Source organism: Nostoc sp. FACHB-110 (assembly GCF_014697425.1).
Lineage (GTDB): Bacteria > Cyanobacteriota > Cyanobacteriia > Cyanobacteriales > Nostocaceae > Nostoc_B.
Map to the genome: position 1 here is coordinate 21,917 of NZ_JACJRU010000047.1, position 19,244 is coordinate 41,160.

15 protein-coding genes are annotated in these 19,244 nt (G+C 40.4%); 5 read left to right on the forward strand and 10 right to left on the reverse strand.

From position 1 onward, the window contains the following. Nucleotides 1-32 precede the first annotated feature (32 nt). From H6G69_RS28450 to H6G69_RS28465, 4 genes are all read right to left on the reverse strand, one after another. Nucleotides 33-1,532, reverse strand: coding sequence for a family 10 glycosylhydrolase (locus H6G69_RS28450; protein WP_190692474.1), 1,500 nt, complete (start codon nucleotides 1,530-1,532; stop codon nucleotides 33-35). Between the two features lie 258 nt (nucleotides 1,533-1,790). Continuing rightward, the gene (psb27, locus tag H6G69_RS28455; RefSeq protein WP_190692475.1) at nucleotides 1,791-2,186 is read right to left on the reverse strand and encodes a photosystem II protein Psb27; all 396 of its coding nucleotides are present in this window, start codon (nucleotides 2,184-2,186) and stop codon (nucleotides 1,791-1,793) included. 135 nt (nucleotides 2,187-2,321) lie between these two features. After that, on the reverse strand, nucleotides 2,322-3,455 hold the full coding sequence (gene cofH, locus H6G69_RS28460) for a 7,8-didemethyl-8-hydroxy-5-deazariboflavin synthase subunit CofH (protein ID WP_190692476.1): 1,134 nt from the start codon (nucleotides 3,453-3,455) through the stop codon (nucleotides 2,322-2,324). Between the two features lie 173 nt (nucleotides 3,456-3,628). Continuing rightward, entirely contained in the window at nucleotides 3,629-5,566 is a 1,938-nt protein-coding gene (locus tag H6G69_RS28465; protein ID WP_190692477.1) for a glycosyltransferase family 39 protein, read from the reverse strand. 322 nt (nucleotides 5,567-5,888) lie between these two features. Here H6G69_RS28465 and H6G69_RS28470 point away from each other — a divergent pair, with 322 nt between their 5' ends. From H6G69_RS28470 to H6G69_RS28480, 3 genes are all read left to right on the forward strand, one after another. After that, nucleotides 5,889-7,133: a glycosyltransferase gene (locus H6G69_RS28470; protein ID WP_190692478.1), complete on the forward strand. Its 1,245-nt coding sequence runs from the start codon at nucleotides 5,889-5,891 to the stop codon at nucleotides 7,131-7,133. A gap of 175 nt (nucleotides 7,134-7,308) precedes the next feature. After that, on the forward strand, nucleotides 7,309-8,967 hold the full coding sequence (locus tag H6G69_RS28475) for a glycosyltransferase (RefSeq protein WP_190692506.1): 1,659 nt from the start codon (nucleotides 7,309-7,311) through the stop codon (nucleotides 8,965-8,967). A 119-nt stretch (nucleotides 8,968-9,086) separates the two neighbouring features. After that, complete coding sequence (locus H6G69_RS28480) at nucleotides 9,087-10,715, forward strand: N,N-dimethylformamidase beta subunit family domain-containing protein (protein WP_190692479.1); 1,629 nt, start codon at nucleotides 9,087-9,089, stop codon at nucleotides 10,713-10,715. Between the two features lie 7 nt (nucleotides 10,716-10,722). Here the strand turns inward: H6G69_RS28480 and H6G69_RS28485 are convergent, their stop codons facing one another. Continuing rightward, nucleotides 10,723-11,328, reverse strand: coding sequence for a DUF3318 domain-containing protein (locus H6G69_RS28485; RefSeq protein WP_190692480.1), 606 nt, complete (start codon nucleotides 11,326-11,328; stop codon nucleotides 10,723-10,725). 113 nt (nucleotides 11,329-11,441) lie between these two features. Between H6G69_RS28485 and H6G69_RS28490 the strand changes: the two genes are divergently transcribed. Next, entirely contained in the window at nucleotides 11,442-11,708 is a 267-nt protein-coding gene (locus tag H6G69_RS28490) for a hypothetical protein (protein ID WP_190692481.1), read from the forward strand. A gap of 75 nt (nucleotides 11,709-11,783) precedes the next feature. Here H6G69_RS28490 and H6G69_RS28495 read toward each other — a convergent pair whose 3' ends face one another. Together H6G69_RS28495 and H6G69_RS28500 are read right to left on the reverse strand one after the other, a co-directional pair. Next, nucleotides 11,784-13,430 (reverse strand): iron uptake porin, encoded by a 1,647-nt coding sequence (locus H6G69_RS28495; protein WP_190692482.1) that lies wholly within the window; start codon nucleotides 13,428-13,430, stop codon nucleotides 11,784-11,786. A 139-nt stretch (nucleotides 13,431-13,569) separates the two neighbouring features. Then, nucleotides 13,570-14,169, reverse strand: a complete 600-nt coding sequence (locus H6G69_RS28500) for a Crp/Fnr family transcriptional regulator (RefSeq protein ID WP_190692483.1) — start codon at nucleotides 14,167-14,169, stop codon at nucleotides 13,570-13,572. Between the two features lies 1 nt (nucleotide 14,170). Between H6G69_RS28500 and H6G69_RS34550 the strand changes: the two genes are divergently transcribed. After that, entirely contained in the window at nucleotides 14,171-14,296 is a 126-nt protein-coding gene (locus H6G69_RS34550) for a hypothetical protein (RefSeq protein WP_277883486.1), read from the forward strand. Between the two features lie 68 nt (nucleotides 14,297-14,364). On the opposite strand, the gene H6G69_RS28505 is transcribed toward H6G69_RS34550, so the two are convergent. The 3 genes from H6G69_RS28505 to H6G69_RS28515 form a co-directional block, all read right to left on the reverse strand. Continuing rightward, entirely contained in the window at nucleotides 14,365-16,575 is a 2,211-nt protein-coding gene (locus H6G69_RS28505) for a PhoX family phosphatase (protein ID WP_190692484.1), read from the reverse strand. A gap of 643 nt (nucleotides 16,576-17,218) precedes the next feature. Continuing rightward, nucleotides 17,219-17,884, reverse strand: a complete 666-nt coding sequence (phoU, locus tag H6G69_RS28510) for a phosphate signaling complex protein PhoU (protein WP_190692485.1) — start codon at nucleotides 17,882-17,884, stop codon at nucleotides 17,219-17,221. 28 nt (nucleotides 17,885-17,912) lie between these two features. Continuing rightward, nucleotides 17,913-19,241 (reverse strand): PAS domain-containing sensor histidine kinase, encoded by a 1,329-nt coding sequence (locus tag H6G69_RS28515; RefSeq protein WP_190692486.1) that lies wholly within the window; start codon nucleotides 19,239-19,241, stop codon nucleotides 17,913-17,915. Nucleotides 19,242-19,244 lie beyond the last annotated feature (3 nt).

Sequence of the window (19,244 nt, forward strand, 5' to 3'; positions counted from 1 at the left end):
AGTTATAAGGCAGGATTTCCCTACCTTATTTTTTAACGAAGACGACAGAATTTGCGATCGCCATCATGTTCAGGATATTGCCAAGAATAAGCAAAATGACTAACGCCTTTCAATTGGGGCGCGAATTTGCGTAATGCTTGCATTTGGGCTTCTAGGGATGGGCGATTGCTAACTGATTGTCCCCATGTGCCTGCTAAGGCTGGAATAATCTTTGTACCTGGTTTTGCCATACTGATAACGCGTTGTACTTGCTCTGCAATGCAGCCAACGTCATTACAAGTTGCATAGGCCATTGGATGCCACTCCATCGTACTGGGAAATCTATCCCAAGGTTGCAAGCGCGAATCATAGCCTTGTCCTACCATTTGGTTGCCATCGGGGAAAAAAACTACGCCAGAGGGAATTTTTAACTGCTGTGCTGGGTAACTAGCAACGGCGACAAAATCAAGAATACCTTGCATGGCGTGGGCAACCATTAACTGCCACAATTCAAATTGTAAAAGTGGTTGCCTGTCCGTTGCCGGGAGCAGAGCTTTTTGTTGTGTTGGTGGGATACGTCCTTGCCACATTGGTTCCCCTTCTTGGGGATACAGTTTATCAACTTGGTCTATATCTGCTACTGTAATGTATCCTTGGCTCAGAAACCGCCGCATCAAATCTAAACCTTTAGAGTTTAAAGCGCGACTAAATAAAGCTTCTTGAGTTGCGGGTGTAAATAGCCATAAATCCGAAACTTTGGTGGCGATAGAATCGCTGCCTGTTTGCCGGGGGTAGCGCACGTAATCAAATAGTATGCCATCAGGGCGACGACGTAGTACTTGCTGTACCATTTGGAAGTAGTCGCGCTTGGCCTGCATATTGTAGGGGTCAATAAATACCTGGGAACTGTTATCTACAACATATAAACTTGTTTGGCCTTTACCATTACGTGCGATCGCACTTTCTCTATCTGCACGCTGGGCGTAAGTATAACCAAAATTTGCTGTGAACATCCAAGCATAAACTTTTAACCCTCGTTCTCTTCCTTTTTGAATTGCTAACGAGAGTAAATCAATATTCTCTGCGCCTGGGGTACGGATGATAGAAGGCCAAACAGTGGAGTTATCTTTTGCAGGTAATAATACCTGCCCGTCATAAAATGTTTCTATATAAATTTGGTTATAGCCACGATTGACCATACGATCCATAATTTGGTCTATTGTCCCTGGTTCAATATCACAGGGATACAGGCGTAACCAAACAGCTTGAATATTTGGCCAATTCTTGCTACGGCAAGCTCTTAACTCTTGTGCGTGCTGTTTTATTAACTGTTGGTAGCGTTTTTGCGCCTCTTGACTACCACTGAGTGCTGACAAACGCAACTTTTCTTTTGTTTGGCTTGCTGCTGTTGATAACTGACAATATCCATTGATTTGCGCCTGTACAGGTTGGTTGATCAAGTTAGGCATCAAAAGACTACTGCTAAAAACAACAGCTAAAAAGCTTTGCCACAATAATTTGGTTCTAACCAGGGTTAAGGGAGGGTGAGCCATGCGAAAAGGTAGATGTACAAATTGAGTGTTAACCCAATTGATCTGAATTGGGAAAGGGTGTATAAAATGTTATAGTCCAAAAATAAGGGCTTGGAAGCCTATTTTTTAGAGACTACCAAACCCCAATTACTGTTGCTAAATTTTTAATTTTTTGAAAGTTCAAATTGTAAATTTGAAATCTGAAGCTGAGATTGAACGAAATTAAGAGTCCAATATGGCAACTTTGGACTCTCAATTTCCAGCCAAGGATAATGGTATTTAAGCACCACGATTTAGGGCTGATTCTACCTGTTTAAACTCTTGTTCTAGGCGATTTTTCAGTTTTTGGGGAACTGGACGGTTTGGGTAAGAACTGTAGTGTCCCGCCAGGGAATTGAGTGCTGTACGCATGGTTGTAAAGGAACTTGAAGTAGAAATAGAGCCAGCCCTTTGATAACGGGCGGAAAAATCATTTATTTTTTGACGCGCTTCTGCTTGAATTGCTGTTCTATCTGGTGAATCTTCAGATAGTTCTAGGGCTTTTCTGAGGGTACTGACTACAGTCAATGTGTCTTGGCGATAGTCCCCTGTCAAACTATCAGGACTAGAACAGCCGATTAAACCGATGGCTAAAACCAAAACCAAAGCAAGCAGACGCGACCAATAGCGTTTCATAAGCATTATCTGAAACTACACGTAAATCAACGTCCATCCTATCTTGGATTGGTATCTAGGGGATCATGAGAAGAATGAATGATGATTGATAAAAGATAAAATCAACACAGAAATTTATAGTTTATACGTAACTCTTTACACTTTTTGATAAAGTGTATCTCTTTGTTGGTAAGGTCGTTTTAGAGATGCGATCGCAGTTTGTAAACTTTCGACTTCCATACAAGTACCACCCACAGCACCAGCCATTGTGGTGATGTGTTCTTCCATCAACGTACCGCCGATGTCGTTGCAGCCCCAATTTAATGCTTCTGTCGCCCCAGCTAAACCTAACTTGACCCAACTAGGTTGATGGTTAGAAATCCAATTACCTAAATAAATCCGGGCTATAGCCCCTAATAGCAAAGCATCTGCTAACACTGGTTGGTCGCGCCCAACCCGACGGCGTAAGGATTTTGGGGCTTCTTGACCGACGAAGGGTAATAAGATAAATTCTGTGATGTGTGCTGGATAGTTTTGTTTGATTGCTTTTTGTTGTAGCGATCGCAATTTTTCTAAATGTCCAATTTGCTGCTCGGGGGTTTCAATATGTCCCGATAGCATAGTGCTAGTGGTGGGTAAACCTAATTTATGGGCGGTACTGACAATTTCTAACCAAGTGGCGGTGTCAATTTTTTCAGGACACAACACCCGTCTCACTTCATCATCCAACACTTCGGCGGCTGTACCTGGCATAGAACCAACACCAGCATCTCGCAAAGCTGCAATCACAGTAGCATAATCTAGCCCGTCAACTCTGGCAATGAACTGCACTTCTTGGGGAGAGAAGGCGTGTAAATGGAGGTTAGGAAATGCTTGCTTGATAGTTTCGACTAATTTGATGTAATAAGGCAAAGATTTACTGTCAATCTGCGCTTGGGGGTTTAATCCGCCTTGCATACAGATTTCCGTCGCCCCCCGTCCGACTGCATCTTGGGATTTTTCTAAAATTTGCCCCCAGTCCAACCAATAAGCACCTGTATCACCCTCATCTCGCCGGAATGCACAAAAGCTACAGTGCTGTTCGCAAATGTTAGTAAAGTTAATATTGCGGTTGATTATATAAGTTACAGTATCGCCTGCTTGATTATAGCGGAGTTGATCGGCTGTGCCACGAATGGCAGCGATCGCTTCGGGGTCAGTTTGCTTTAACAACATTACTCCTTCTTGAGGAGATAAATCGTAACCCATCAAGGCACGTTCTAAAACTGTGTCAACAGTAATTGTCGTCACAATAAATCCCAAACAACTAGATGATTCCTTTTCTCATTGTGTCACTAATAGGGTGTAGGGTGCAGGGGGTAGGGTGTAGGGGAAAACGACGTTGGACAGAGCTTGAACTCTGAAGGAAGCAAGCGTCTTGACTCCTACGCCCAATCGTGGGTGGTCTTTTAACTCAGCACTTTTCATTGTTTGAGAAATACACCAACATCAGCTGAATCCCAAGCTTTAGTATAACTTTTGTCTTTAAATAGAATATTTTCGCGTTTTTCTAGCTTACTTTTTTTGGTTTGCATTACCAAAATTCCGCAAGGTGCAAAATTTTGAAAAGGCGGTTCTAACGATTTTTTAGCAGAAACATTAGTTACATTAATATGTTGAAATTTTACTGGGTTTTGGTTGTGCTGTGCCAGTACCCAAAAAGGATATTCCCACGGGTCGTTGCCTAATAATAAGCCAATGTTAGAGCATTTATTGGCGTTTAAAAATTCTACTGCTTGGATATAGGTATTTTTGAGATAGGGTCGATTGCTGAAATATTGTTCTGTTCTGCTGAGTTGAAAAATACTATGACTACTGATGATTGGTCTATATCTATTAAAAAATACCCAAGTTAAAGATGAACAAAGTAAGAGCGTGAGTAAGGCGATCGCTACTTTTTTATTTTTGATTTCAGCCAGAACTAAACCTATAAATGGCGATATTAATACAAAAAAAGGTAAATGTAAACGGCTATTCCAAGCTTGCCACTTAATTACATAACAAAACAATAAAAATGTGCATATAACAGTAACATAGTAAGCAAAAATATATCTTTGCTTGCGAAGTGACTTTTTACCAGCAAAAACGAAACTGGTTAAGCAAAAGAATAATACATGAAATAAATTACCAGCACTATTTTCATTACCAGTTAAGCCAAGTGTTGACCAACCTCCTGGTACAAAAAAGTTTCTTGAAAAAGTGGTGCGTGTATCTGCAACATCAAGTCCTAAAAATATATGTATTACTTGGATTAATTTATTGAGGTTGCCATTAAAAAATCCCAAAGGTGTACCTAAATGTAGAGATAAATTTCTTATTACATTAGAAATTAAGACGTTAATTCCTAAATTATCATTTTCATATATACTTGGTTCGCCTAAAACCGAAGCAAATAAATCATAGTTACGTAAATAATGCCCAATGTTTAGTAATAAGCTAATAAAGCCTATGATTAAGACAGGCTGCCATACTTGCCAACGTAGACGTTTAATATAAGCCATCAATAACCAAACAACAAAGGGAAATACATAAAAATAAGCCGTTCCCTTAGTTAAAATAGCTAATCCTACACTACTACCGATATAGAAACAATTAGCCCAACTGATTTGTTTACCTGCTTGTGTAACTAGCAGCGTATAGTAAGCAAGACAAACTATCCAAAACGCTACAACATAATCATTTTGGGTGCTAGATGCTTGCAAAATTCCCATAGGAATAGTTGCAGCTACAACAGCACTAAAAACCTGACCGCGTAATTTCGCTCCTAATTGTTTGGCGATTAATGACACTATAATAATGCTGCCAACCATGCTCAACCATTGAACTAAATTGGCAAAATAATCACCACCACTTAAAATTTGCAAATGCAAAATTGCATATTCTGACCAAGGGCTTTGATATAACTGGGGTGTGTAACTTGTAGGATAATGAGCAATGCTATGATTTTGCATCCAATGAACAACACGACTCATGTGATAGTCCATTGAATCCCAATTATTAGGCGGTGAAATGATGGCAATTAATCCAACAACTGCAATGATAAAAATTGTGCCGCCGATTAGCCAAGACATTGACTTTTCGGTTGGGAGATGAAATTTAAATTGCCAGTTAGTATTTTTTTGCAGTACTTTAGCTTTTAATTTAAAAACCATCAAACCCAAAATGATATCAATCAACCCCCAGATTCCCAGGAAACTAACAAAGTTAATTGATTGCATCAGGCTGAGTAATTCTGTAATCCCAGTGATTAGTATTCCCCAAATCAGAGCCGTTGCCGCAATAGACCCTCGCCAATCTACATTCTCTTTATGAACTAGAGTATAAATAGTTATTAAGGCGATAAATGATAAAATAACAAACATAGCATTAACAATTTGATTAATAAATACAAATTAATCCTTTTTCCTCGCTATTCAATAATCTAAGATTTTTAGGTTAAACTTTCAATAAAAAACCAACATCATTTATTCAGGACTTACGCAAAATTATGAAAAAACGAACCGCAAAGGACACGAAGTTATAAGAGTTCGAGAGGGTTCTTGCGTAAGTCCTATTATTTTTGGCTGAATTTTAGATAAAATCTCAATTAATGTTGGCAAGTACTGTAAAAATTGCGGTAAATTAGAACTCGCTTTTCCTTCCTGTGAATAAAAGTTGGGATTATAATTAAACGGATTCTGTTCAATGCCTAATAGTCAAAGCAACTCACTGTTAACAGTCCAATCTGATATTTTGCAGATTCCTGATTCTCCTCCTACTGGTGCGGGTGTCAATGGCGAAACTATACATTTTTCGTTGATCATTCCTACTTATAAAGAGCGTGAAAACATTCAAAATGTGATTCAAATACTAAGTAGGCTGCTAGATGAATATCTTCCAGGAGATTACGAACTGATTGTGGTCGATGATGATAGTCCTGACCGCACTTGGGAAGTAGCGCAATCTCTGATGGCAGAATACCATCAATTGCGGGTGATGCGTCGCCAAAATGAACGAGGGCTGTCTTCTGCTGTTATCCGTGGCTGGCAAGTAGCTAGAGGAAGAGTTTTAGGTGTAATAGATGGTGATTTGCAGCATCCGCCCGAAGTGTTGGGGCAGTTGTTACGCAGCATTGAACAAGGTGCAGACTTGGCGGTAGCTAGCCGTCATGTTGACGGTGGTGGTGTCAGTAGTTGGAGTGCTATTAGGCGTTTTTTGTCTCGTGGCGCGCAAGTTTTGGGGTTAATTTTATTACCAGGGGTTGTGGGGAGAGTTTCTGACCCGATGAGTGGTTATTTTATGGTGCGGCGCGATTGTATTGCAGGTGTCACACTTAATCCTGTAGGTTACAAAATTCTTTTAGAGGTCATCGGTAGAGGCAGTATAGAAAGAATTGCGGAGGTGGGTTATGTCTTTTGCGAACGTCAAGAGGGTGAAAGCAAAGTTACGTGGAAGCAATATGTAGAGTACATTCACCATTTATTGCGGTTGCGTTTATCCACAGGAATTTTAGGACGAGTGAATCAAAACATGGGTTTTCCGATACGTCGATTTCTCCGCTTTGGCTTGGTAGGACTAAGCGGTGTATTTGTCGATATGGCAATACTTTATTTGCTGAGTGACCCAAGCACCTTAGCTTTACCCTTAACGCGCAGTAAGATTATTGCTGGTGAAATTGCGATTTTCAATAATTTTTTGTGGAATGATGCTTGGACATTTGCTGATGTATCGATGCAGCAGAAAGAATGGCATCACCGCTTGAAGAGATTTTTGAAGTTTAATATTATCTGCTTGGCTGGTTTAGTTATCAATGTTTTGGTGTTAAATTTAGTGTTTAATTTTGTGATTCCTAACCGTTATATTGCTAACTTAGTTGCGATCGCAGTTGCTACTGTCTGGAATTTTTGGGTCAATTTAAAATTGAGTTGGCGTGTGACTGATGTGAAATAGGCGAACTTAAATTTACAATTCAAGTCAAAATAGCAAGAGTTGATTTGTAAATGACGCGGCTATGAAAGTTTTGTTTGGGAGTGCATCGAAATTTTTTCAACAGACAACCTTGTTTTTCTCTGCCTTTGGGAACCGCCGCGTACCTTTAGCAGATGAAAATTCTATCCCAAAACAGATGTCGGAAAATTGGCAGCCTGTTATCAATCAACCCTGGTTTCATCCTTTGCTATTACTGGTTTGGTTTTTGATAGGTTTGGGTTTGCGTTTGACTAATTTAACGGCTAAACCCCCTTGGACTGACGAATTTTCGACCTTAGTGTTTAGTTTGGGGAATAGTTTTTTACCAGTTCCTCTAGATCAGGCGATCGCACCTGATATTCTATTACAACCACTACAACCACAACCAACGGCTAGCATTTCTGATGTTTGGGCGCACTTAAGCTATGAAACTAATCATCCACCACTTTATTTTTTCTTAGCCCATTGGTGGATGCAGTTATTTCCGACACAACAAGGCCTAGTTTCATTATGGGGGGCGCGATCGCTTGCGGCAATCTTAGGTGCAGCATCAATTCCCGCAATTTATGGTTTAGGGTGGTTAACTTTTCGTTCTCGCTTGATTGCACATTTAGCGGCTGCCATCATGGCAGTATCACCTTATGCTATCTTTTTGGCACAAGAAGCACGTCATTACACTTTGGCGATTTTGTGGGTAATTGCTTCTGTTGCTTGCTTTGTCATCGCTACACGTCACATTCAAAACCGTACTCAAATACCCATCGCCACAACATTAGCTTGGGTTGTCATTAACGCTTGTGGTATTGCTAGTCATTACTTTTTTGTTCTGACTTTATGTAGCCAAGCCTTAGTTTTAATTTTTTTAGCTTGGCGACAACGCACTTTTTTATCGCCTCCGTGGTTGCGAATTTACGCTGCAGTTGTTGGTACTGTTGTCTCTGGTGTAGTTTGGCTACCAATATTTTTACACAATAGCTATGGTGATAAATTAACCGATTGGATACAACAACCGCGTCAGGGTTTAGAGTGGATTAGCCCACTTTTTCAAGCCTTTGCTGCTTGGGTGACAATGCTTTTTTTATTACCAATAGAATCACCACAGATAGCAATTGTGATATTATCTGGGTTGGTAATGTTGATTTTCTTTATCTGGTTTTTACCTAAATTAATTCGGGGGATAAAAGTTCAACTAAAGCAACCAGAAACTCAGATTTTAAGTGGATTTATTTTAAGTGCGATCGCTTTATTTTTTGTCTTTACTTATTTTCTCGGAATTGATTTAACTAGGGGCGCTCGCTATAACTTTGTTTACTTTCCAGCAGTTATAGTTTTATTAGGCGCAAGTTTAGCCGTTAGCTGGCATTCTCCAAATAATGGCAAAAAAGCTGTAGCAATAGTTTGGCTGATGGGATTTTGTAGTGCGATAACTGTAATTTGTAATTTGGGTTATCAAAAATACTATCGCCCTGACCTATTTTTACAACTGGTTAACAACACATCCCAAGTTCGGGTAGTCATTGCAACAACTCAAATTACCCATGTCCAAATTGGTGAAATGATGGGGATAGCAAGAGAATGGAAACTCCAAGATTCATCCTCACCATCACTGCAATTTATTCTCGCCCATCAAGATAGAAATCCCCATACTTCTACTACTACCCTCAACAATATTCTTCAGACCCTACCAAAACCCTTTGACTTGTGGTTAGTCAATTTCCACGCACCCATAGCAGCAGAAGCAGAAAAATGCCTAGCTGATACTCAATCATTAGCAGCAGTTAATGGTTACGAGTACAAAATTTATCATTGTCGTTAAAATTTTTTTTTAGCCGCTTGAATTAGCAACAATATGTCTACTTCTACCCCCATAATTTTAATTATGGGGATTTCCCTATTGTCTATTGCTTGTTCCCTCTTAAAAGTACTAAGAACAATATGATTTTCTCAAGAAAACGCAGAATATTTGTTGTTCAGTCATTGCTGACTCTACTACTATTTACCATCACTTTATTCTTCTTTACTCCCTACAATTCTGCCACAAATATTTATCCAATCCAGCAAGATAATAATCCGATTATTATTGAAAATCGTAAACGCGGTACTACAGATTGGCAGTTAACTCATCCTGCAACTAAAAGAGAAATTGAAGGCTATGCTTCTTTGACTAGTGTAAATCGTGGTGAAGAAATTAGGCTATTTGTGAGTACTAAAGACCCAACCTATACAATGGAAATTTTTCGGATGGGTTGGTATGATGGTGCAGGTGGAAGGCAAATGGCAGCTGCCATTAAGCGAGTAGGTTTCAAACAAGCACCTCCTATTGTTAATCAAGATACTGGACTGATTGAATGTAATTGGCGAGATCCATACACTTTAAAAATTCCCAACAACCCTAAAGATTCCACACAATGGGCTAGCGGAGTATATTTAGTGAAATTAACTGCGGGTAAAAGTGGTAAGCAAAGTTATATTATTTTTGTGGTTCGTGATGATAGTCGTCCTACAAATATTCTCTTTCAATTGAGTGTCACGACTTACCAAGCCTATAACAATTGGGGGGGAATGTCTCTTTATCGATGGAATAGTCGTGGTAAACAAGCTGACAAAGTTTCCTTTAATCGTCCTTATGCAGCTAGCCCTAATTTAGCTGCAAGTTATGGAGTTGGTGCAGGCGAATTTCTCACTAATTTTCAACCAAAACGCCGAACTTCTAGTGCTGGCTGGGAATACAATATGTTGAGATGGCTAGAACGCTCAGGGTATGATGTCAGCTATATTACCGATATTGATACTCATAATAATTATCTAGATGTTGAGAGTAGCAAGCCAATACTTTTGTTACATAAAGTATTTCTCTCTGTAGGACATGACGAATATTGGTCATTCAATATGCGGCAAAATGTAGAAGCTGCCAGAGATAATGGAGTTAGTTTAGGCTTTTTTTCTTCTAATACTTGTTATTGGCAAATTCGCTTTGAACCAAGCTTAATTACCCAAGAATTAAATCGAGTTATAGCTGCATATAAAGAAAATGCCGCTTTAGATCCATTTAATCGAGATAATAATCCAGATAATGATTTTTTAGTCACAACTTTATGGCGGAGCAAACCTGTAAGTAATCCAGAAGAAGCAATGATTGGAGTGATGTATGAAACTTTTCAAGTCAATGCTGATATTGTGATTAATAAATCTGCCCCAACTTGGTTAATTTCTGGTACACAACTTGATGATCCTAAAGTCTCGTTAAAGCAAAATCATCAATCTTCATTAAAAGAAATACGTCTGCAAGGATTATTGGGGTATGAAGTTGATCGGATGTTTCGTTATGCTCCCAATAATACTATTCGTGTTGCTCATTCACCTTATAAATATAAGGGTGGTAAGCGATATTCTGACATGACAATTTACACTGCTGATTCTGGTGCAACTGTATTTGCAACTGGTTCAATGCAGTGGAGTTGGGGATTAGATGATTACAATGCACCGCAATTACGTCCTGCTTTATTGAATGCGGATGCTCAAGCCATTACACAGAATGTTTTAAACTGGATGATTGCTAAATAAGTAGAATTTAATTGTTGTAGTTGTCTGGGATACCCACAGGCGATAAAAGTGCGATCGCCTTCAAATTCTGACAACGAATTAATTCAGTAAAATTTAACCCAGAATGCCCCTCTATTTTAGCTACAGTTTCAATTGCAGATAATAAATTTTGGGCGGCTTCGGTTTCGGCATAACCCCGGCGTTGGGCTATTTTAATCGCGGCTACATCTGCATTTAACTCTGATTCTGGTGATTGATTCTTACGCCAAATCCGCCAAAATGCGATCGCACTTAACCCAGCAGCCACCGCCACACCAACTACATCTGATTGAGATGATTCTACCAATCCAGCCAACAATCCCAATAGCACTACACCTTGATAAATATCCGGCTTAAACCACCGCACCCCTGTTAAAGCACTAACTTTCTGTAACAGCAGTAAATCTCGCTGTGGTTTAGATAGGCGACTCCACAAATCAAAGTTAATGTAGATTGGTCTATCTTGATTCCACGGTAAGGGAAAAGCCGCATCAATGACCTTGGCTTGTTCTGGTTTACTAACTATTTTGGTTGTCATTCTCCCAGAAGCAGGCATCACATCTAATAACCGCCGAATTTCCAGGCTTGGCTCCATAATTAAGAGTTGTAAAAAAAACAGATGAATTTATCAAAATATTAGCCAAACAGATATATATTAATTCGGGCTTATGTCCTGCTTGTAGGTACTGAGATTAAATTGTAAACTACATGGACGCTTTTGCTCCCGTCCCACCTGAATGGACAAGTAAGGCAATTCACGCCTATGAATTCTGCTGTCCTAACTGTCGTTCTAGTAGCTTAGAAGCATTACAGGTTTGGCTCAATCGGCGATCGCCTGTAATCTCAGAAGAACATCGTCGCAAATGGCAAGAGTTTTACCATTGCCATTGTGGTTGTGTTTGGTGGGCATGGAGTACTGATCGACCTCCATCAGATTTGACCACTCAACCAGACCAAGATGATCTTCGCGCATAAACAAAAACCCACCAACTGGTGGGTTTTTGTTTATTTCATGTCACTTACTAAGTGCTTTCATATTACTCAGCACTCTTAGAAAGTGAAGGTGGTACGGAGTGTACCAACGTAGACAGTATCGTTGTTGTCGTTATGTTCGGGGTTGAAGATCACTAACACACCAGGTGTAACTTGAATATTGTTGCTTACCTTGACTTTGTAGAGAGCTTCGAGGTGATAAGCATCATTTCGGTCTTCACGCGCTGCATCATCATTGTCGGTTACTTTTGGTGGCTGACCAAACAAAATGCCTAATACGTTACCTTCTTTACCAAAGTCTTTGATGCCTAAACTTGCTGCCCAGTAGATCACATCTGCATCTCTACCTCTGTTGACACCAGATTCTGCTATGGCATTGGAATAACCAAACCAACCGCCAACGGTAAATTTAGAATTGGGTTGGAAGGTAGCTTGAACACCGTAGTGATTCCCTGTGGTGGCAGTAGTCGTACCAAAGGGGCTAATTGCAAATGCACTACCTGTACTGCCTGTAAAGTTTACGTTATTACTAGCCAGACCAGTAGGTGAAGTAGTTCCACCGTCGTAGGTATGGGCGTAGGCTATACCGATATTCAGTTGTTTGCTAGGTTTAAATTCGATTTGCCCAAAGGCTGCATAGTCACCATCAAAGACACCAAAACCATCATTCGGCGAACTGGCTTTAGGTGCTAGATAAGCTCCTGTCAAGCTAAAAGTACCTTTAGGATTAAAGGTAACTGTTAAACCCGCACCGCCAGAACCTTGACGATAGATGGGGCTGAAACGTCCATAACGTGAAATAGCACCAGTACCACTACTTCTAAAATCTGGGTTGAAAACATTGGTGTTTTCGTATAACTCAGCACCGTTAGCATCAATTTTGATGCGAACTGCATCACTCAGATTGAAAGCGTAGTTAATTTTATCGATTTGAACTTCGTTGCCGCTTGTACCTGTAAAATCGGCATAAGCCAAACGGGTCATGTTGGTTCCAGTTACGCTAGCATTGTTGACGATGTTGCCAGCTTGTAAGCGGACTTGCAACTGATCTTTGCCTGTGAAGCTACTCAATAAATTTAAACGTACCCGGTCGTCAAAAGTAGTGTTGGCATCTAAATCTCTAGTTGGATTAGCATTACCACCAACTGCTACGCGATCGCCAAAAGCCTGAGAAACATCGAAAATTGCTTCCCCAACTAACTTGGTGGTGGTAGAAAATTGATTAGCTTCTAATTCAGCCGTCCGCGCTTCTAAAGCATCTACACGACCGCGTAGGGTTGCGAGTTCTGCGGAAAATTCTTCTTGCAAGCGTTGTAAAGTCGCCAAATCTTCTTTGGTTACTAAGTCAGCGGTTGCTGTGGCAATCAGTTCGTTAACTCTGTCTAAACAAGCATTCAAACCAGCCGCAAACTCATAGCGAGTTAAAGCGCGGTTGCCTCGATATGTGGCGTTGGGATAACCTGCAATACAACCGTAACGCTCTACTAAAGACTGTAAAGCTTGGAATGCCCAGTCTGTAGGTTGTACATCAGAAAACTGTGAAACAGATGTCACCTGTGCCATGCTGTCAGATGCTTGAGACAACTGAGCAACGTTGGTTACTTGTTCGTTAACTTCCGATGCTAAGGCACTGTTGGCAGCGAATAAAGTCGCAGCAAAAAGTACTGGACTTACTTTTAAAACATTCCAGAAAGATTTATTCATGATTTAACTCTCACTCACACCCGTTAGTGTAAATTATGGATATATTCGTTATTTTTCTTCAGAGAATATACACATAAACACAGTTATTAATATATCAGACTTGATGCTATTTACACAAGTAAATAATTAGAATTTTCTTCTATATTTTTTTGGTAAATTTATTTGGTAATCGCAGAATAATTTGCCGCTTGGATCTCAACAAGACACCTTCTTCTTCAAATTGCTGTAAGAGTCTAGTAATAGTGACTCTGGTGGTGTTTAAAACTTCAGCAATTTCTTGGTGGGTGATGCTTAAGTCGATGACTTTACCTTGTTCTAGATTACGCCCAAATTTGTCACCCAACCAAACTAAAAATTTCCATAGTCTTAAAGAAATTGGTTTGAGATGAACTATACTTAAAAGCTCTTCTGTTTGTTGGATGTGCGTGAATAAAGCATTAATATTCTGATGCCAAATGTAAGAGGGGATAATACTAGCTTCGACGCTTGTCAAGCACTCAATTTGGTATGGTTGAACTTTAGTTAACGCAGTCCCAATCAAATCTCCTGGCCCCCAATAACCCAAAGTGATGAATGTTCCATCTTCCGCCCAAGTGAGAGTGCGAACTGCACCGCGCTCTATACGCCATAATATATCGTTACGGACAGGAATTGTTTCTTTGCGAGCAAATATTTTGATTGATTGTTGTTCGCTCAGAGGTGCAGGTGATAATGTCGGTGTCAAGCTGCTGGTAGCCATTATGAATTCTATGGTATCTAGTGGAAATTTGAATTATTTTGTCAGCGATCGCCACAATTATGCTAATCATTTAAAAGAATTTATTGCTTTTTTTACAGCTAATTGCTTGATAAATTGGAGCGAATAATTAATAGATTTTATTTGATATAACTAATTAAAAATTTGAATGTTAATTGTCAGTAATTCGAGATTGATTTAAGCCTTGGCGATCGCAATCACCGCTGGTTTTGGCGGGGAATCAGGCTTGTTATCAGGCCAATTAGAACCCACAGGAACTTTGCGGGTTTGCCAAAATTCTTCGCCTGTAGTAGCAGTAATTAAATATTGTCTCATTTCTAAAGCTTGGCTTTTTCTCGCACCATTTGTTTCTCCTGGGTGTTGTATGGATAAAAACAAAGTTTGTTGATCGGTTGTAAAACAAGGGCCAGTCGCTTCGCATTCCATTGGTGCGATCGCAAATAAAAAGGCTTTACCTGCATCTGCACCACTAGTAGGAATAAACCACATAGAATTATTACCAAACACACCAGATAAACTGACAGATTTACCTGCTGTTGCATTGCGGCTAGCGACAGGATTATTTAGTTTTGTGGTAGAAATATCTGTCACCATCCAGACATCACCTTGAGGGTCGAGGAATAAATTATCTGGGTTAGCAAAACCCATTCCACCTGCGGCTGGTTCACCACCTGTAGCTAACATTTGCCAACGAAAATTCATTGCTGCTGGGTCGTTATTATCTTCTGTTAGGCGCATCACCCAGCCATATTCATAGGGCGCTTCCCCTTTGGCACTTTTAAAGATGCGTAAATCAGCACCACCTTGTTTATCAGGTGTCCCAGAGGTAAAGCTGATGTATAAATCACCATTGGGGGCAATTTCTGTATCTTCTGGACGTGCTGTGCAGGTAGCACCAGCAGCATTAGCGGCGTAGTGGGCATCAATTAAAATTGCGCCTTGCTTTTCGTCGGCGTTACCTAGATATAAATCGCCGATGGTGCGATATTTTTGTTTAAATTGGGCGATCGCCTCATCTTTGGTAACTTGTAAATAAGCTGCTTTGGAGTCTGCTTTTTCAGGTTGTGGCCCCAAGGGTAAGAGGATGATATTACCACCGATTTGACTAGGAACATCGGGATTAACTGGCGTTTCGGCTTTGAGGGCTATCCAACTACCCGTACCATCAGGATTAAATTTGGCTGCATATAGCATTCCCTGTTGCAACAACTGAGAATTAGCTTTATCTTGGGGATTTGTGACTGGATCTCTACTAACAAATTTATAGATATGTCCACCCCGGCGATCGCATCCTGAATAAAAAGCTAGGGGTTTTCCTGCAGCGACGCGCACACCTACAGCTTCATGGCGATAACGTCCTAACCAAGTGTGTTTAGTTCCCTGGTCTTTGGGGTTCGCCGGATCAATTTCCACAATCCAACCATATTTATTCCCTGCTAAACCAAACACATTACCTTGTCCGAAAAGTTCTTCCTCACCAAAGGCAAAAGGCAGTGTCTCAGGGTCAAATGCTGTCCCATCAGCGTGAACCGGTTCTGGTACTTGGGCTTGAAAGTTTTCTTCTGCACTTAAAACCGTACCCCAAGGCGTTGTCCCCCCGGCACAATTAGCGAAAGTCCCAATAATGCGATCGGCTAAATTATCTATATAACCCTGTCCCTGTTGCTTGCGAAATACCGCCACAGCCGGGCCAGTCGCTTGCAAATAACGCCCATCGCTTAACCCAGATATGCCACTAATACGTCTATCTGCTGTAGAGTTGGTTCTTTCCCAATTACCATCGCCTGTTTGACGCAGCGAAATTACCCCTAAACCTTGGTCTAATAATGCTTCTTGGCAAATTTCTCGAATTTGCGCTTTGAGAGGATTAGTTTCTGGCAAAGCATAAGCATTAATTTCATTTTTGCCTGATTCTGCCATTTCCAAAGCGACCTTCACTTCAGTAAATGGCAACGATTTACCAATAACTTGCTGATATGTTTCCACCCAAGGAACAGCACTGATGTACTCAAAATTAACTGTCAAATAACCAGTTTTTTCTGCTGTCGGGATAAAAGATAAATAATCGTTGTTGTAACCAAACCGCGAATCACCGACTTGATCGCCCCAAGCCGCAATTACTTGATATTTAAATCCTTCGGGTAATACAACATCATCTGCTACTTCATAGGAGCTATATTGAGCTTGTTGTTCTTCTAGATTCAGTCCGGCTGTTTCTAAGGGAATTGGGCCTTTAATTGGTGTAAATGAAAACTTTGACCCTATAACTTTTGATTTGCTGGTTGTTTGCGTCGTACTATTTTGTTCGCACCCTACAAGATTACTTAGTGCTAATGCACTGACGCTACTACCCATTAACAGTAAGAAATCTCGACGCTTGATACTCATTATTTGATTACATCAGCTTGCTGATTACAGCAGTTTTTATTGTGCTTTTAGACACTCTAAATATGTAAAATTAAGATTAGGTTAAATTTTAGTGAAATCTAACTTAGTTAAGCAATTTTTAACTTTCTACTTTTGGAAAATCAGATACCCGACTTCTTTAAAAAGTCGGGTTATATTTCAATACAGTTAAGTTAAGGCAACAACTTAGACTGGTGTAGGTTGGGTGGAGGAACGGAACCCAACATTCAGGCATACTTTGTTGGGTTACGCTATCGCTACACCCAACCTACTATTCTCTTAACTGAACCGTATTGGGTTATCAGGACTTACGCACAAGCTACTGAAAATCGTAGACGCGATAGCGGCTTGCCGCAGGCTACCACAGAGGCGCAGAGTTCACGGAGAAATGAGAGTTTGAGAGATATTTTGCGTAAGTCCTAGTTATATTTATATTCGCAGAAGTTTGATGAAAAATAAAAAATCGAGAATGGCGTGTATAGATGTACCATTCTCGATTTTTAAATTGGGATTTAGTCACAAAAAATGCTCTGACAAATCTATTTCATAACTGACAAAAAATATGGGCAAAGCTGTATTTGGTAACAATGAATAAGTTGGATTTTCCAAGACTTTTACCGAGGATTTAACTGCGTTGGCCAGTCACAATATATGCAACTCTCTGACCAATATTTGTCGCGTGATCTGCCATACGCTCTAAACAACGAATTGCTAAAGCTAGCAAGATAATTGGCTCTACCACACCAGGAACATCTCGTTGTTGGGCTAAGGTTTGATAAAGGCGATCGTAAGCATTATCGACAGCATCATCTAAATGTTTAATTCCGCGTCCGCCGGCTTCATCTAAATCTGCCAAAGCTACTAAGCTAGTCGCTAACATTGCTTGTGCATGGTGCGACATCACTTCAATTTCTGGCAAAGATGCATGAGGCGGATAAGGAAAAAGTTTGACTGCAATTTTGCCTAAATCTTTGGCATAATCACCAATACGTTCTAAATCTCGTACTAATTGCATAAAAGCACTCAAACAGCGCAAATCTTGGGCTGTTGGTGCTTGGGTCATAATTGTTGTACAGTCTGATTCTATCTGTCTATAAAAGCGATCGATTTTTTTATCTAATCGGGGGAGTTCTTCAGCAGCAGTTAGGTTACGGGCAAATAAAGCTTGGTGGCTAAGGCGACAAGATTGTTCTACCAAAGCACCCATTCGTAAAACATCCCGTTCTAAACGCCTGATGGCGCGTGTTAACTGAGAACTGTCGGGATTGGAATTATAAAAGACAGCTTCCACACTGGTATTCTCAAAACTGAAGATACTATTAACTATAGTCTTGGCTTTGAGAGTTCGCCACAACTTCGGGAAGTATCACCTGCATCCAAGCCCCACCAGTATCTGGATGGTTCATGGCTTTAATTGAACCGCTATGCGCTAAAAGAATTTGCCTGACAATCGCTAAACCTAAACCATTACCCACAATTGATCCTAAAGAATTAGTTTCTGTTAAGGCAGAATGTGTCCGGGCCTTGTCTCCTCGATAAAATCGCTCAAAAACATGGGGTAAATCTGCTTCGGAAAAACCTGTACCCGAATCAATTAAATTTATTTCTAAGATGGAAGGGATAGAAATATGTTGATGGTTCTCTTCGGGAAATCTAATTTTTGCTTCTACGCGAATGTTTGTATTAGGACAACTGTACTTAATGCTATTGTCTAGTAAATTGAGAAAAACTTGATAAATGCGTGCTTTATCTGCTTTTACCCAAATGTCTTCTGGGCCAGAATAGCTAAGAGATAAGTGTTGTCGTTGCGCTAATGGTTCTAAAGTTTCCCAAACTGAGGCGATGAGCGATCGCACTTCCACTGGTTCAAGTTGCAACTGCATATTCGGGTTAGCTTCGATTTGCGTCAGTTCTAACCAGCCTTGAACCAAGCTAATTAATCTATCCACTTCTTGCATCAAACGGTCAACCCAACGGCTTAGGGGCGGTTCTAGGCGATGTTGTAAAGTTTCGACCACCAACCGAATCGAAGTTAAAGGTGTTCTTAGTTCGTGGGCTAAATCAGAAAAAGAGCGATCGCGTTCCTGATTCATATCTAACAGTGGTTGGCGATTTTCCAGAAAAACTCCGACTTGGCCATTGGGTAAAGGCAAACCCGAAGCGCGTAAAGCTAAGGATTTAATTGTCGGTAATTCTGCTGCATTATCACAAGAAGGATGAAATAGCCATTCTTTAGTTTGAGGTTTTTGGCGATCGCGTGTTTGCTCAATCAATCGATCCAATTCATAAGAACGCACCAACTCTAGCAACAAACGCACCTGTCCTGGTTGCCATCTTTGCAGATATAAAATTTCCCGCGCTTGTTGATTGCACCACAGCAGTTGATTTTCTTCATCAACCTGTAAATATCCCATTGGTGCAAAATCCAATATGTCTTGGTAAGTTTGCAGGGATTTTTGCAAATCCTGACGCTGCTGTTTTAATGTTGAGATTTCCTGACGCACCCGTGGTAACAGTGGCAAAGTTACCTTAGCAGAGTCAGATAATGGTTGTAAAACTCGTCCTAGGTAACGGTTTAGTTGAACTTGTTGCCAAATCCAAAACCCGATACCTACCGCCAAACCCAAAATAAATCCCAATAAGACCATGTG

Coding starts and splice junctions, on each gene's coding strand:
- H6G69_RS34550 (WP_277883486.1), top strand. CDS start 14,171: ATGAATTCTATGGTATCTAGTGGAAATTTGAATTATTTTGTCAGCGAT.
- H6G69_RS28475 (WP_190692506.1), top strand. CDS start 7,309: ATGTCGGAAAATTGGCAGCCTGTTATCAATCAACCCTGGTTTCATCCT.
- H6G69_RS28495 (WP_190692482.1), bottom strand. CDS start 13,430: ATGAATAAATCTTTCTGGAATGTTTTAAAAGTAAGTCCAGTACTTTTT.
- H6G69_RS28515 (WP_190692486.1), bottom strand. CDS start 19,241: ATGGTCTTATTGGGATTTATTTTGGGTTTGGCGGTAGGTATCGGGTTT.
- H6G69_RS28450 (WP_190692474.1), bottom strand. CDS start 1,532: ATGGCTCACCCTCCCTTAACCCTGGTTAGAACCAAATTATTGTGGCAA.
- H6G69_RS28480 (WP_190692479.1), top strand. CDS start 9,087: ATGATTTTCTCAAGAAAACGCAGAATATTTGTTGTTCAGTCATTGCTG.
- H6G69_RS28490 (WP_190692481.1), top strand. CDS start 11,442: ATGGACGCTTTTGCTCCCGTCCCACCTGAATGGACAAGTAAGGCAATT.
- H6G69_RS28470 (WP_190692478.1), top strand. CDS start 5,889: ATGCCTAATAGTCAAAGCAACTCACTGTTAACAGTCCAATCTGATATT.
- H6G69_RS28505 (WP_190692484.1), bottom strand. CDS start 16,575: ATGAGTATCAAGCGTCGAGATTTCTTACTGTTAATGGGTAGTAGCGTC.
- H6G69_RS28465 (WP_190692477.1), bottom strand. CDS start 5,566: ATGTTTGTTATTTTATCATTTATCGCCTTAATAACTATTTATACTCTA.
- H6G69_RS28485 (WP_190692480.1), bottom strand. CDS start 11,328: ATGGAGCCAAGCCTGGAAATTCGGCGGTTATTAGATGTGATGCCTGCT.
- psb27 (WP_190692475.1), bottom strand. CDS start 2,186: ATGAAACGCTATTGGTCGCGTCTGCTTGCTTTGGTTTTGGTTTTAGCC.
- H6G69_RS28500 (WP_190692483.1), bottom strand. CDS start 14,169: ATGGCTACCAGCAGCTTGACACCGACATTATCACCTGCACCTCTGAGC.